The 12,370-nt window shown below is 52.9% G+C and carries 16 protein-coding genes and 1 pseudogene; 9 read left to right on the forward strand and 8 right to left on the reverse strand.

Going from position 1 to position 12,370, the window contains the following annotated elements; translation table 11 throughout:
• Positions 1-123 precede the first annotated feature (123 nt).
• The 5 genes from LKE08_RS01245 to sufB all read right to left on the reverse strand — a co-directional run bounded on the left by LKE08_RS01245 (position 124) and on the right by sufB (position 5,582).
• A complete protein-coding gene (locus tag LKE08_RS01245; protein WP_324702374.1) occupies positions 124-1,383 on the reverse strand; it encodes a SufS family cysteine desulfurase in 1,260 nt (419 codons plus the stop codon).
• A gap of 79 nt (positions 1,384-1,462) precedes the next feature.
• Entirely contained in the window at positions 1,463-2,839 is a 1,377-nt protein-coding gene (gene sufD, locus LKE08_RS01250) for a Fe-S cluster assembly protein SufD (RefSeq protein ID WP_324702375.1), read from the reverse strand.
• A 3-nt stretch (positions 2,840-2,842) separates the two neighbouring features.
• Entirely contained in the window at positions 2,843-3,625 is a 783-nt protein-coding gene (sufC, locus tag LKE08_RS01255; RefSeq protein ID WP_324702376.1) for a Fe-S cluster assembly ATPase SufC, read from the reverse strand.
• 90 nt (positions 3,626-3,715) lie between these two features.
• Positions 3,716-4,153 (reverse strand): hypothetical protein, encoded by a 438-nt coding sequence (locus LKE08_RS01260; protein ID WP_324702377.1) that lies wholly within the window; start codon positions 4,151-4,153, stop codon positions 3,716-3,718.
• The gene (gene sufB, locus LKE08_RS01265; RefSeq protein ID WP_324702378.1) at positions 4,146-5,582 is read right to left on the reverse strand and encodes a Fe-S cluster assembly protein SufB; all 1,437 of its coding nucleotides are present in this window, start codon (positions 5,580-5,582) and stop codon (positions 4,146-4,148) included. The genes LKE08_RS01260 and sufB overlap by 8 nt, the downstream gene beginning before the upstream one ends.
• Before the next feature lie 192 nt (positions 5,583-5,774).
• Between sufB and sufR the strand changes: the two genes are divergently transcribed.
• The 7 genes from sufR (at position 5,775) to LKE08_RS01300 (ending at position 9,318) form a co-directional block, all read left to right on the forward strand.
• On the forward strand, positions 5,775-6,431 hold the full coding sequence (gene sufR / locus LKE08_RS01270) for an iron-sulfur cluster biosynthesis transcriptional regulator SufR (protein ID WP_324702379.1): 657 nt from the start codon (positions 5,775-5,777) through the stop codon (positions 6,429-6,431).
• A 100-nt stretch (positions 6,432-6,531) separates the two neighbouring features.
• The gene (locus LKE08_RS01275; protein WP_324702380.1) at positions 6,532-6,939 is read left to right on the forward strand and encodes a hypothetical protein; all 408 of its coding nucleotides are present in this window, start codon (positions 6,532-6,534) and stop codon (positions 6,937-6,939) included.
• Between the two features lie 21 nt (positions 6,940-6,960).
• Positions 6,961-7,524 carry a hypothetical protein gene (locus LKE08_RS01280; RefSeq protein ID WP_324702381.1) on the forward strand — a complete coding sequence of 188 codons (564 nt, stop codon included), beginning with the start codon at positions 6,961-6,963 and terminating at the stop codon, positions 7,522-7,524.
• Between the two features lie 6 nt (positions 7,525-7,530).
• On the forward strand, positions 7,531-7,830 hold the full coding sequence (locus LKE08_RS01285) for a type I restriction-modification enzyme R subunit C-terminal domain-containing protein (RefSeq protein ID WP_324702382.1): 300 nt from the start codon (positions 7,531-7,533) through the stop codon (positions 7,828-7,830).
• A gap of 87 nt (positions 7,831-7,917) precedes the next feature.
• Complete coding sequence (locus LKE08_RS01290; RefSeq protein ID WP_324702383.1) at positions 7,918-8,214, forward strand: hypothetical protein; 297 nt, start codon at positions 7,918-7,920, stop codon at positions 8,212-8,214.
• A gap of 237 nt (positions 8,215-8,451) precedes the next feature.
• Complete coding sequence (locus LKE08_RS01295) at positions 8,452-9,036, forward strand: N-6 DNA methylase (protein WP_324702384.1); 585 nt, start codon at positions 8,452-8,454, stop codon at positions 9,034-9,036.
• Between the two features lie 81 nt (positions 9,037-9,117).
• A complete protein-coding gene (locus tag LKE08_RS01300) occupies positions 9,118-9,318 on the forward strand; it encodes a hypothetical protein (RefSeq protein WP_324702385.1) in 201 nt (66 codons plus the stop codon).
• On the opposite strand, the gene LKE08_RS01305 is transcribed toward LKE08_RS01300, so the two are convergent.
• Positions 9,315-9,575: a type II toxin-antitoxin system RelE/ParE family toxin gene (locus tag LKE08_RS01305; RefSeq protein ID WP_324702386.1), complete on the reverse strand. Its 261-nt coding sequence runs from the start codon at positions 9,573-9,575 to the stop codon at positions 9,315-9,317. The genes LKE08_RS01300 and LKE08_RS01305 overlap by 4 nt on opposite strands.
• Positions 9,572-9,808, reverse strand: coding sequence for a hypothetical protein (locus tag LKE08_RS01310; protein WP_324702387.1), 237 nt, complete (start codon positions 9,806-9,808; stop codon positions 9,572-9,574). The genes LKE08_RS01305 and LKE08_RS01310 overlap by 4 nt, the downstream gene beginning before the upstream one ends.
• A 71-nt stretch (positions 9,809-9,879) precedes the next feature.
• Between LKE08_RS01310 and LKE08_RS01315 the strand changes: the two genes are divergently transcribed.
• Positions 9,880-10,254 carry a hypothetical protein gene (locus LKE08_RS01315; RefSeq protein WP_324702388.1) on the forward strand — a complete coding sequence of 125 codons (375 nt, stop codon included), beginning with the start codon at positions 9,880-9,882 and terminating at the stop codon, positions 10,252-10,254.
• A 232-nt stretch (positions 10,255-10,486) separates the two neighbouring features.
• On the opposite strand, the gene LKE08_RS01320 is transcribed toward LKE08_RS01315, so the two are convergent.
• Positions 10,487-12,079: a hypothetical protein gene (locus LKE08_RS01320; protein ID WP_324702389.1), complete on the reverse strand. Its 1,593-nt coding sequence runs from the start codon at positions 12,077-12,079 to the stop codon at positions 10,487-10,489.
• A gap of 80 nt (positions 12,080-12,159) precedes the next feature.
• Here LKE08_RS01320 and LKE08_RS01325 point away from each other — a divergent pair.
• Positions 12,160-12,370 (forward strand): annotated as a pseudogene (locus tag LKE08_RS01325) (hypothetical protein); the annotation flags it as partial.

Consider the following 12,370-nt stretch of genomic DNA (forward strand, 5'->3'; position numbering starts at 1 on the left):
GTTATCCCCTCCTAAACCTCCCCAATCATCTTCAGATGATTTGAGCTATTAGCTTGGGAATTGATTCCCAAGCGGTTGCTCGTACCCAAAAAGGGCGCAAGCCTTGCGCCCCTACAAAATGACTTATTCAAACTGCTTGAAAAATGCGATCGCATCCTTCAACGCTGCCGCGAAGGCATCGATATCCTCGCGGGTATTGTAGAAATAGCAACTCGCCCGGGCCGTTGAATTCACGTCCAAATAGTGGTGCAACGGTTGGGTGCAGTGGTGTCCGGAACGGATGGCGACACCCGCATCGTTCAGCATCGTTGAGAGGTCGTTGGCGTGGATATTTCCGGCGGAAAATGACGCCAGTCCCGCCCGTCCTTCGCCCTCGGAATCGGGTTTGGGGCCGTAGATTTTCACCTCGGGAATATCCTTTAATTTGTCGAACAAATAGGCGGTGAGTTCCGCTTCGTAGGCGTGGATTTTGTCCATGCCGATTCCCATCAAATAATCCACCGCCGCGCCGAGGGCGATCGCTTCTCCGATAGCCGGAGTTCCGGCTTCAAATTTGTGGGGCAGTTCCCCGCAGGTGAACCCCTCCAAAGACACTTCGCCGATCATCTCGCCGCCGCCCAAAAATGGCGACATCGACTCCAAAACTTCCCGCTTTCCGTACAGGAATCCGATGCCGGTGGGGGCGCACATTTTGTGTCCCGAACCCACCAGCCAATCGCAGCCGATCGCCTTGACATCCACCGGCATATGTGGTAAACTTTGGCAGGCATCGATTAATACTTTCGCGCCGTGTTCGTGGGCGATCGCGGTAATTTCTTCGACGGGATTGATGCAGCCCAAAACGTTGGAAACGTGGACGACGGAAACTAACTTGGTGCGATCGCAGATCAGGGATTTGAACTGTTCCAAATCGAATTCCTGGGAGTCCGTCAATCCCACATATTTGATGACAGCCCCCGTCTTTTTCGCCACCATCTGCCAGGGCACCAAGTTGCTGTGGTGTTCCATCACCGTCAGGATGATTTCGTCCCCGGCTTGCAGGTGTTCCAATCCCCAGGAATAGGCGACCAAATTGATCGCTTCGCTGGCGTTGCGGGTGTAGATGATTTCCTGATAAGAATCCGCGTTGACGAACCGGACGACTTTTTGTCGCGCCCCCTCGTATTCGTCCGTCGCTTTGGCACTCAAGGTGTGGATGCCCCGGTGGACGTTGGAATTGTATTTTTGGTAATAGTTTTGAATCGCATCCAAAACCGCCCGGGGTTTTTGAGATGTGGCTGCGTTATCCAGATACACCAGGGGATGTTCGTTGATTTCCTGGTGCAAAATCGGGAAATCTCGCCGCACCTTTTCGCCCAATGTTCTTTCTTGAATCAGTGTCATTTCCTCTAATTCCTTACGTTTAGTGCAGTTTTCATAAAGGGGAAAGCGGGGCGCAACCCCGACGAGTTGCGCCATCCATTTAGAACTCGTGTTCTTCGGTGCGACAGGCCACGCATCGGGCGAGGATGTGTCGCAGGGAAACCAACGGCAACCGATCCAAAATTTCTGCTGCAAAAGCATCAATTAATAGGTTACGGCTGGTGGTTTCGTCGAGTCCCCGACTCCGCAGGTAAAAAATCTCGTCCGCCTCCAGTTGGCTGACGGTGGCGCCGTGGGCGCATTTGACGTTATCGGCGACAATTTCCAACTGGGGTTTGGTATTCACCCGCGCCTTCGGAGATAGCAACAAATTGCGGTTGAGTTGAGCCGCGTCGGTCATTTGTGCCATCTGGGGGACGACGATGCGACCGTTAAAAATGGCGTGGGCGCGATCGTCGATAATGGTTTTGTGCAACTGGTCGATCGCGCCGTGGGGATGGTTCAAAAACACCGCGCTGTGGGTGTCCGACACCTGTTCGCGGCCGATCAGCGTCAACCCGTTCAGGTGGGTTTCCGTGCCCTCTCCGGTCTGGTAAACGTCGAGGGTGTGGCGGGAGAGTTTCGCCCCCAAACTGATGGCATTGCAGGTATAGCGACTGTTGCGGGCCTGGGAAATGGCGCTGCGTCCGATGTGGAAAGCCGACCCATTATCCCGCTGCATTCGGGTATGGTTAATTTCCGCATTTTCGCCTACCCAAATTTCGGTGACGGCGTTGGTGAAATAGGCGGTTTTCGCGGGGCGATCGGAACAGCCTAAAATGTCGGCGGTGGCGTAATGTTCCACCAGCGTCGCCTTGCTGTTCGGTTCGGCAACCACTAAAGCGCGGGGCTGACTGGTGACGGAAGTTTCTCCATTTAGGGAGATAAATAATAGGTGGATGGGAGTTTCGATCGCCTGATTTTTGGCGACCCAAACCACCGCCGCATCGGCCAGGGAGGAGGTATTCAAAGCGGTGAAAACTTCCTTGCTGTCCGGTTGTTGGGCGATGTAGTCCCCCAGGCGATCGCGGTAGGGTTCCGATAGCTGTCCCAGAGTCCCGACAAATACCCCCGTGGGCAGTTTTTGCAGGTCGGAAAGTTCCGGGGCGAAGTGGCCGTTGACGAACACCAGGCGCGTTTCTTCCGCCTCCGCCAACAGCAAAGGCGCGATCGCATCGATGGGCAGTTCCACCGCCGATGCTGCCTCGAATTGCAATTCTAATAAAGGTGCCAGATCGGTAAATCGCCAATCTTCATTCCGCCGGGTGGGAATCGCCAATTCCCGCACCCAACTCGCCGCATTATCCCGCACCTGCTGCAACTGTTCGGCGATCGCCCGTTCCAGGGGAAAAGCCGCCGGAACTGGGAGAGAAGTCGTGACGCGATCGAGTAGCCGACTCAAATAGGAAACTTCCGGTTTTTCTTTAACTTGAACCATTAATTACACCCCCGCAGTCGCCGCTGCAATTACATCATCATAGCCCTGTTCTTCCAATTCCAGGGCGAGATCCTTGCTGCCGGTTTTGATAATCCGGCCGTCGGCCATGACGTGAACGTAGTCGGGGACGATATAATTCAACAACCGCTGATAGTGGGTGATCACCAACATCGAATTATTTTCATTCGCCAACTGATTTACGCCGTTGGCGACAATTTTCAAAGCGTCGATATCCAAGCCGGAATCGGTTTCGTCCAAAATTGCCAATTTGGGTTCCAGCAACGCCATCTGCAAAATTTCGTTGCGCTTTTTCTCCCCGCCGGAGAAACCCTGGTTGACGCTTCTTTCCAAAAATTCGGGCTTCATTTTGACGACCTCCAACTTTTCGTGGATCAGATCGTCAAAGTCAAACACGTCCAATTCTTCCAATCCCTGATGTTTCCGCTTGGCGTTGTAAGCCACCCGCAGAAAATCCATATTGCTGACGCCGGGAATTTCGATGGGATATTGGAACGCCAAAAACAGTCCGGCTAACGCCCGTTCGTCGGCTTCCATCTCTAGGATATTTTGTCCCAAAAAGCTGATTTCGCCCCCCGTCACTTCATAGGCGGGATGTCCAGCAAGAAGTTTGGAAAAGGTACTTTTTCCGGAGCCATTTTGACCCATGATCGCGTGGATTTCCCCGGCTTTGATTTCCAGGTTGAATCCTTTTAAAATCGGGTTGCCATCGACGGTAGCCGTCAAATTTTTGACGGACAGAATCACTTCGCTATTTTCTTTGAGCATTACTTACCTCTCAGTTACTTTTGATAGTCTTCGTAGAACAAGCTTCTAGCTTGTGAAAACAGGCAGGATGCCTGTGCTACGCGGAGACGATTACAACTCTTCACACCGGACGGGGATCACATAACGGCGGTTCGCCCTCACCCAGCAGGCGGGATCGAGATCTTCCGGGGTAAATAACTGCACCCGCAGCCACGGTTCACCCCGGGGACTGTCGCCAATTTCAAAGACTCCCCGATCGCGTTTCACGGCGTTGATTAACGTGCCCGTGGGAAAGGTGGTGACGATATCTCGACTCCGACGAAAAGGGGGAATATTCCCCCGACAGTTCAACCCGTTCGGGTCTGGATCGACGACTTTCCAAGTGCCGTGATACTGCTGGCGGATGGGATAGTCGCCGTTGCGATCGGGCCAGGAACCGGGGTAGAAATCCGGGGGTTCTTGGGCGATGCCGGGGGCGGTTAATCGCAATAGCCAGACCACTGCCAAACCGCCCAGCAAAAATCCGATCCGCCGGAACCCCTTAGCCAACGGTTCCCTCCAGTTTCAGACTCAGCAATTTGTCCGCCTCCGCCGCGAATTCCATCGGCAGTTTGTTGAACACATCCTTACAGAAACCGCTGATAATCATGGACACGGCGTCTTCCTCGGAAATGCCGCGCTGGGTGAAGTAGAATAGCTGATCTTCTCCAATTTTGGAAGTCGAGGCTTCGTGCTCCACTTTGGCGGTGCTATTTTCCGCCTGGATGTAGGGGAAGGTGTTAGCCTGGGCGCGATCGCCGATCAGCATGGAATCACACTGGGAATAGTTACGGGCGCCCGCCGCTTTCGGTCCCATTTTCACCAAACCGCGATAGCTGTTGGCCGATTTCCCCGCCGAAATTCCCTTGGAAATAATCGTGCTGCGGGTGTTTTTGCCGATGTGGACCATTTTCGTCCCGGTGTCGGCCTGCTGGCTGTTATTGGTGAGGGCGACGGAGTAAAATTCCCCGACGGAATTATCCCCGACCAAAACGCAACTGGGATATTTCCAAGTAATCGCTGAACCCGTCTCCACCTGAGTCCAGGAAATCTTGGAGTTGATGCCTTTACAGAGTCCCCGTTTGGTGACGAAGTTGTAAATGCCACCCTTGCCGTTTTCGTCCCCCGCGAACCAGTTCTGGACGGTGGAATATTGAATTTCGGCATTGTCTAAAGCCACCAATTCCACCACCGCCGCGTGCAGTTGGTTGGTGTCGAACATCGGGGCGGTGCAGCCTTCCAAATAGGTGACGGAACTGCCTTCTTCGGCGACAATTAAAGTCCGTTCAAACTGCCCCGACTCGCCGTTATTGATTCGGAAATAGGTAGACAAATCCATCGGGCATTTGACGCCTTTGGGAATGTAGACGAAGGACCCGTCGCTGAACACGGCGGAGTTGAGGGCGGCGAAGTAGTTGTCGCCCACGGGAACCACGCTGCCGAGGTATTTCTCGATCAGTTCGGGGTGCTCTTCCACCGCTTCGGAGATGGAACAGAAGATGACCCCCTCTTCGGCGAGTTTTTCTTTGAAGGTGGTGGCGATGGACACGCTGTCGAAGACGGCATCGACGGCCACGTTAGCCAGCCGCTTCTGTTCGGAGAGGGGGATGCCCAGTTTTTCAAACGTATCCAGCAGGGTGGGATCGACTTCATCCAAACTGCCCTTTTTCTTCTCGACTTTGGGGGCGGAGTAGTAGATGATGTTTTGGTAGTCGATGGGGGGATAGTTGACGTGGGGCCAGGTGGGCTCGCTCATCTTCAGCCATTTTTCGTAGGCTCTGAGGCGGAAGTTGAGCATGAATTCCGGCTCGTTCTTTTTGGCCGAGATCAGCCGCACGACCTCTTCACTGAGCCCGCGTGCGATCGTGTCGGACTCGATATCGGTGACGAAGCCGTATTTGTAGGGTTGATTGACTAGGGTTTTGACTGAAGCACTCATAAGTTTAAGTTTGTGTTCTCTCGTGTTCGTTTCGTTGTCAGTCCGATGTTCCGGGATCGGAGGTTCAAAGGACGGCAGATCGGGGGCCGGGGGATGGGGGACTTAAACAACAGATTTGTTACTTAAGTCTATTTTAAGTTACATTAGCAACAAGTGTATTGTCAAAGTCAAAATATTTTAATTTTTGTAAAGATGATGACCACGACCCAGCAGCATTCCACCAAGCAGGACATTCTCAAGCACCTCCTCAAGCGGGGTCAGGCGACGGCTCACGAACTGGCTGAGGCCCTGGCGATCAGCCCCCAGGCGACCCGGCGCCACCTCAAGGATCTGGAAGCGGAGGGACTGATCGGTTACGAGTCGGTACAGTTGGGGATGGGACGCCCCCAACATATTTATACGCTGACGAGTATGGGGCGCGATCGCTTTCCGAGCAGTTACGATGAATTTGCGCTTTCTTTCCTGGACACCCTGGCGGAAACCGTCGGAGCGGAACAGGTGAGCGAGATCCTGCACAAACAGTGGCAGAGAAAGGCGATGGAGTATCGCAAGCGGGTGGGAACAGGTTCAGTGCGCGATCGGGTGGCAAAATTGGTGGAAATTCGCAAAGCGGAAGGATATATGGCCGAGTGGTATGCGGTGGACGCCCAAGACGAATCCGGCACGGCAGAACGCTACATCCTGACGGAACACAACTGCGCCATCTCCAATGTCGCCGAGTCTTTTCCGAGTGTCTGCGGCCACGAACTGGAAATGTTCGGGGCAGTCCTGTTCGATTGTACCGTGGAACGGACGCACTGGCTGGTTAATGGCGAACATCGCTGCGGCTATTTGATCACGAGTCATTGATCGAATCCGTAGCACGGGCATCTGGCCTGTGTTTTGAATAGGCCGACAAGCTGGAAGCTTGTTCTACGCAAATGGAATGTTAAATGTTGAGGCGAAATCGATGGAACCGAATATGGAATTTCTGACGCCGGAGGAGGCGATCAAAGTCGATGCAGCGCTGTTGTCTTCCAAAGAGAAATTTTCGACCCGCCTCGCGATTTACGCCCTCCGCTGCCTGCAACAGATTGCCGAGGAGAAGAATTGCGCGATCGCCGACATCACCCCGGAACAGGTGATCGGGTGGATCAAACAGGACGAAAAAATCCGCCACCAACTGGAAATCGACGAGAGTTTCGAGGTATTTTTCAGCCGCCTGGTGATCTCGTCGATGAAACCCCTGAATCAAATTTCCAAGGAATTGGAAACTCCCGTGGAAGAATTGACGGTGGAACAGGTGGTCGGTTGGTTCGAGAAGGATGGAAAAATCCGGCGCGAAAAGGGGAACGACGCGGCGTTTTTAGATTTGTAGAAAATCGGGGTGGGGGATGGGATGCAGCAGGCGCTGGGGTACGCCGAATTATTGCAAGTACCCTTCGCGTTCAGTTCCAACGGCGATCGCCTCCTGTTTCACAATAAAATTAACACCGATGGCATCCTGGAAAAAGAAATCGAATTTGATGAGATGCCCTCGCCGGAAATGCTGATTATCGGCCGGGGAACTCGAATTAACGAAGATTTCGATAAGTTTTTCTTTACTATCATGGACTTTAAAAAGGCGACGGAATTGTTCGCCGATCCGGATTTTGATGGCGATCCGGTGCAGATTTACGAACCGCAGGGGGACGAATCGCCCGTGCCGCCGGACAATTTGGAGGCGGAAACGGAGGGTTTAAAATATCCTGAAGGGGACGAATCGAGTCGGAGCGATCGCCTTGCAGAAAAACAGGATTGGGGAGATTGGGGCCAGTCGGACGAGTTCAAAGTGAAGCGGTATGTGGTGGCGGACGTTGAGGTGAAAGTCGCCTCGGAACGGGTTCAATATTACGACGCGGACGGCAAATTGGTGACGGAATCCCTCAAGGATTATACCCGCAAAGCGGTCAATCAGGAGTAGGCCTCTTTGGATTATTTTTTGCGGCGGTGGAGTGATGCGGACAAGAAACAGGCGGTGGTGGAAGAATTGGCAAAAGTGGGGGTCTTTTTCGACTTATTGGCGAAAGAAGTGGGGCGGGATTGCGATCCCTTCGATTTGATCTGTCATATCGTTTGGGATGTCCCCCCGCTGACGCGGCGGGAACGGGTGCGGGAAGTGAAAAAACGGGATTATTTCACGAAGTACGGGGAACCGGCGCGGAAGGTTTTGGAGGCGTTATTGCAGAAGTATATTGAAGAACTTATGGCGGCGATCGAGAATCGATAAATAATCATGACATACTTGGGAGCATGAGAAAAATAGGGTGAGGTCGTGCTAAAATAATAAAAAAGAATGGTTTGGAGGAATTAATTGATGTTGTCAACTGAAACTTATACAAAAAATATCGTTGCGAGAATCGAACCCGTCGTTGCAGCTTTGATGGAGGAGCGAGACTGGTTTCGAGAGAAATTGAACGCTCAAGACGTAATTACAGAATTAACTCGGGTGATTCAAAAAACGTTGAGTCCCGAAGAGTTTGCAGCGATCGCGGATGATGATTTGAAGGAACGTTGTAGCGGTATCATGTCAGTCGAAGCTTTTTCGGGCTTTTTAGACGATTTGAGTCCGGAACAACTCGCCATTTTTGATGAAGCCATTCAACGAACCTAAGAAAATCTTGAATACATGAGTTATTTATTGGACACGAATATCATTTCTTTAGCATGAGGATATTTTAATTGCGGCGACGGGGATGGTGAAGGGGTTGACGGTGGTCTCCCGCGATCGCGATTTGGGAAGGATTGAGGGATTGGACTGGCAGACTTGGGAAGATGGAGAAATGGGGAGTTAGGGGGCGGGGTCAATTTGTCGTAAAATGGGGTTGCGGTAGTTCGAGGTTTGAGTGAAATGGCGATCGCGACTCTGGTGAAAAGCATTCAGGACATCATGGGGAAGGATGTCGGCGTGGACGGCGACGCCCAGCGGATCGGACAGTTGGTTTGGTTGCTGTTTTTGAAGATTTTGGACGATAAGGAACAGGAGTGGGAATTGACCCTCGATGACTACCAGTCCCCCGAAGATCGCCATTTATTTAACGATATTTACGAGAAGATTTTGGCGGACTTGCAGTCGGCGGGGAATGCGGGGGAATATTACACGCCCCGGGCCGTGACGCAGTTTATTGTCGATATTCTCGATCCAAAATTGGGGGAAAGTTTGCTCGATCCGGCCTGCGGAACGGGGGGTTTTTTGACCTGTGCGATCGAGCATTTAAACAAACAGGTGAAAACGCCGGACGATCGCCTGGCGATCGAGGCGACGGTACGCGGAGTTGAGAAAAAACCCCTACCCCATCTGTTGGCGATGACGAACATGATGTTGCACGGTATCGACGTGCCGACGAATGTCCGCCGCGACAATACCTTGAGCCGCCCGCTCAGGGATTATAAACCGTCGGAGCGGGTGGACGCAATCCTCACCAATCCGCCCTAGGGTTACAAGTCCTATTCCCGTTCCAAACCGCTGACGATTCGAGAGTTCGATCGCGAAAAGAAATGGTGGAATAACCGGGAGGTGAACGAGCACGCCTGGAAAGTTTCGGCGGGGGAAATTGTGGAGCGAAATTACAATTTGGATTGCAAGAATCCCCACGAAGTTGAGGTGGATCACGGCGATCCGGCGGAGTTGATGGCGGAGTTTTTGGCGATCTCCGAGGAGGTGAAGGCGGTACAGGATGCCCTGAAATCGGAGTTGATGGAGGCGTTGGAAAATTAGGGTTGGCGATAAACCTCTCGACGGTGGGCAATACGGCGTATTGTTACGATTTGGTTGGCATCATCAATGTCGTACAAAATTCGATAGTCTCCAATTCGCAAACGGTAGCCTTGGCTATTTTTCATTTTGATTGCATTGCCGAGCCGGGGATCTTCTCGCATCTGCAACAGGTTTTCAATGATCCTTTGTTTGTTAGGATCGGGAATTTTTTGCAGTTGCTTTTGCACCGCTTTGGGGATGCGAATCTGATAAGTCATGCTTTTTTTTCATCAAGATTGAGATATTGATCGAGGGTGAGGTAATCTCCCGATTGGATTTCGGCTTCGGTTTCCTCGATCGCCTGTTGATAACCTTGCTGGCAGCGGAGTTCGTCGAGTTCGTCGAGGAGTTGCTGATAGGTTTGCAGTTGTAGGACAACCGCTATTTTATTGCCTTCGGCATCGGTGAGGTATTGGGGTGGGGATTCGATGGGGGTTTTGGAGGTTTCCATAGGATTAAAGGGGGAAATTGAGGTATGATGGTTTGAGGATAATTTTAGCATGAAGTTAGGGTCTGGTTGCGATGGTGGATGCTGCGGTGTTGTTGGATAAGTATTTTGATGTGGCGTTTGCGGCGCCGGATGGGGTGGAACGGTTGCGGGAGTTGATTTTGTCTTTGGCAATGCGGGGGCAACTCGTACCGCAAGAGCCCACCGAACAGCCGGCGAGGGAGCTTTTAAAGGAGATTGAGGCGGAAAAGAAACGCTTGGTTAAAGAAGGGAAGATTAAGAAGTCGAAGCCGTTGCCGGATATTACGCCGGATGAGATTCCTTATGAGTTGCCGGATAGTTGGGAATGGATCAAATTGAACAATATATCAATTAAAATTCATTACGGTTACACCGCCTCAGAAAACCATGATTTAAAAGATATTCGTTATAACATCAAATCCGTTTGAATCGCCAGACCACTTGGGAATCAACTCCCAAGGGCGCAAGCCTTGCGCCCCTACTCAAATCATATTCAGATGATTGGAAAGATTGTCCGGTTAGAAAACCGCATCTGATATAATCGATCAATACAAACTCAGATCAAAACCCCCTCCGTGTTCTCTGTGCCTCTGTGGTTCAAATCTCCCCCTCTCCTCTCAAAGCCCCCAGAATTGGGGGTTTGGGCGCCAGTATCGTGGCTTAAAAAAACCGCTCGACCCTCAACGACTTACCCGGCGTCAACTTCTTAATATCCGCCGTCAAATCCAGCCAGGGCTCCAACTGTCCCGCCTGAAACGTGCGACTCATCACCACATAAATCGACGTCTGAGACGCCCCGATTCCCGCCGCGATGACCCCCCGCCAAGAAGGCGCCAACAACTCGTCCGTCACCTGCCACTGATTATCCTCCCACCGGAACCGCCGCCGAAACTGAAACGGGGCATCCTGCTTTCCGACAATCAACATCTTTTGCAATAACTTGCGAATTAAATTGGGAAAAAAGCGGCCGAACGTCAACATCACCACCCGCAATACAATCAACTTCAAGGGCGACATCTGGGTTTGTTTCGCCCATCCCAACTGCCCCTCGATGGAGATTTCGTCCTGTTCCACCGTCACCGTCGCCGGCCCGATCAAATGGCTGACGGCGTTGCGGATTTTCTTGCCCTGGCGAACTTGCAGGGAAATGTTGGTGTCGGAAATCACCAATTTGTCATCCCGAAATAACTTGAAAACGCCGCCTTTGTTCAACCCGACGTACAGTTCCGTCCCCGGCCGCCGCTTGATCAAAATCTTCGCTTCCTTGAGCCAAATACTCGCCACGTCCCGGGGCATCGGTTGGGGCCGATCGCCCGCGAAATCCCGCCAAGCCAACAGATAATTCCAGGTATGATGTCCGATGATGTGGTCGTCGGCGTAGCAGGGCGCCAGGCCGTTTTTTAACCCCTTTAAAAATTGGTCGTTGATGCGGAGGGCGTCGGGGAGCCACTGGCCCGCCAATTCAAAGCCGTGGGGGAAGAAATTGTAGGTGTTGCGACTGCCGTATTCGCCGCCATAGGTCCCGTCCGGGTGGATAAAATGGCCGGCGAGTTCCACCCCCTTGGCGATCGCGGTTTTGAGGCGATCGTCGGGTTTGAGGCGGTCGAGTTCGGCCAGACAGGACAGCGTTAAAGTATGATAGCCCGGATCGCAGCCCTCGTACTCCCGAAACCAGCCCTCCTCACTCTGCCAACTCAGGAGGCGATCGAGTCTGGCGGCCTGTATCCGCCGCCATTTGGAGGTTTGCAGCAGTTGCCCCAGCCGTTCCAACCCGAGGATAATCAACGCTTCGTGGTTGGCCAGCCGGCCGCTTTCGTAGTGGTTCGCCAGCCAGTTGGCCCGCCGTTCCAAAAATTTCAAAGCCTCGTAGTCCACCAACCCCAGCAGGCGATAACTCTCCACGCAGGCTAACAGGGAAAAGGCCGACGCCCCGGCGGCCCGTTCGTAGGGGAAATAGTCGTCGCAGGACCCGTCCGGGTGGGCACTGCGGGCCGCGAAGGAAATCCCGGCTTCCACCCACTCCCGAATCGCCGGGTTTTTGTGGTAGGGGTTGTCGGGAATGTCGGTTTCGTGGGCGAGGGCGAGGGGCCAGACGAACTCCTGGGCCATGCCGCTGGGGAAATCGATAATTTTGTAATGCCAAAAATTGCGATCGAAACAGCCGTAGCTGGGGCTGTGGGGGTTGCGATCGAGCAACGTCAGGATTTTGGGGATTTGCCCCAGGGCTTCGGCGGCGAACAGATCTCGGCTCACGATAGATGGCTGAATGAACTGAACCCACATTCTAGCGGACGATCGCCGCTAAAATAACGGGACGCGATCGCAATTTTGCCATGTCTCAAACCGTCGGTGTCACCAAAGCCATCACCAATCTAAACGACGTTCACAACATATTTCAACTGCGGCAAACTGCCGGCCCGAGTTTTTTTCGGGAATGGTCGGGGCCGTTTGAGATTCGGATGATCCACCATTATCCCCCTTCGATCCCCCCCCCGCCCCCATCCCCCCCAACCCCCCTTTGTAAGGGGGGAGATAAGGGGGGAG

It is taken from the genome of Lyngbya sp. CCY1209, from assembly GCF_035615495.1.
GTDB lineage: Bacteria > Cyanobacteriota > Cyanobacteriia > Cyanobacteriales > Microcoleaceae > Limnospira.